The organism is uncultured Campylobacter sp. (genome assembly GCF_937890585.1).
Taxonomy (GTDB): Bacteria; Campylobacterota; Campylobacteria; order Campylobacterales; family Campylobacteraceae; genus Campylobacter_A.
Window position 1 is genome coordinate 1 of sequence record NZ_CALACG010000352.1, and the last position, 1,555, is coordinate 1,555.

The following is a 1,555-nucleotide window of genomic DNA, read 5'->3' on the forward strand; positions in this document are numbered from 1 at the left end:
AAACAAAGACGTCGATGTTTTGGAATTTAATGTCTGTTTTGAAAAAGAGATGTTTAGGGGTTTTGAAAAGGAAATGGCCTATCTACTTGACGTTAAAGTTTTACGTCAGGATATAGTTCCGTTTGAAATAAAAAATAGTCCAAAAAATATAAAAGAATCGCTAGGGAACTGGATCAAAAATAGAAAAATCCCAAAGAATAGAGAATTCGTTAATGAAATTCTAGCTAGCAGCGGCATATCAAGAGAAGATAGTTTTATGTCCTATATCAATATATCTTTTGGGCTTTCTCTTAATGATTGCTATTGGGTGATATCAGGTGAGCGAAATTACAAATGGTCTGATTATAATTTATATAGCAATTCTTTTAATGAAACACTTGCATTAGTTGCTTTTACTGGCATATCAACAAGACTAAAAGAGCTATCTATATCTCCAGAATTAACGACAAATGGCATGCTTAAGAAATGTTGGCATAAAAATGAAATTAGTGGCAAGATTGAACTATATAAAGGCAGCAATACAAAAAGCACAGAAGGCGGATATGAAGCATATTGTGAATACTATATGGCTCAAATCGCAAAAGCACTAAATTTAAATGCAATAGATTATGATCTAGTTGCTTTCAAAAAAGAAATTGTGAGTTCTTGCGAGCTTTTTACCAGTGAAAAGTATGGCTATTTGCCAATTTACTACTGCTTAGATAAGAGCGATATAAAGTCAGACAAACTAAATTTGATGGAAAAAATAGAAGAAATTTATGGCAAAGAAGCATTTGAGGACATAATGCTCTTTGATGCCTTGATACTAAATACAGATAGACATTTAGGTAATTTTGGCATGTTAATAGATAATGAAAGCCAAAAGCTGGTTAAGGCAGCACCGATCTTTGATAATGGCCTATCCTTTTTAAATTTTATAGCTCAAGAAAAATTGAAAAACATAGATAGCTTAATGGAGGATAAAATAAGCTGGTTTGAGTTAAATTTTGATGATCAGGCTAAGATGTTTGCTATGCCAAGACATATAGGGCGGCTTGAAAAATTGTCTAATTTTAAGTTCCAACGGCATGAATTTTATAACCTAGATGAAGACATCTTGCGAGAGGCAGAAAATTTCATATCAAAGAGAAGCCAAGTGATATTAAATATGGCTATTGATGCACAAAACAAGCTTTGTTAGTTTCAAAAATCATAAAAATAAAAATATTTATTATCATTTCAAAAAACACGAACAGCTTCTAGCATTGATGTTGGAAAAAAATAAGTATCAATCTTTTAATAATCTAGGCAATGAAGCAGAGATTAATTTATACTTTGATCTAACTTTTAAAGCCTATGCGCTACCAAAACTAAAAACAACCTACTCAAATATTTCTTCACTGAAGTTCTTTATTCAAAAGAACAAAGAATAATTACTCCTCATAAAAGAATTTTTTGGAGATCCAAGCGATCTCCATTTTTTAAAAAACTCAGTTTTAAAAAATCTTTTTTTGATCAGGCTTGGTGCTGTCTCTTATACACATCTCCGAGCCCACGAGACCGTACTAGATCTCGT

The 1,555-nt window shown here is 31.7% G+C and carries 1 protein-coding gene; it reads left to right on the forward strand.

From position 1 onward, the window contains the following. Window positions 1–1,180: HipA family kinase (locus Q0296_RS10575; RefSeq protein ID WP_298040376.1), on the forward strand; the 1,180-nt coding region annotated here is incomplete at its 5' end. Window positions 1,181–1,555: the final 375 nt, after the last annotated feature.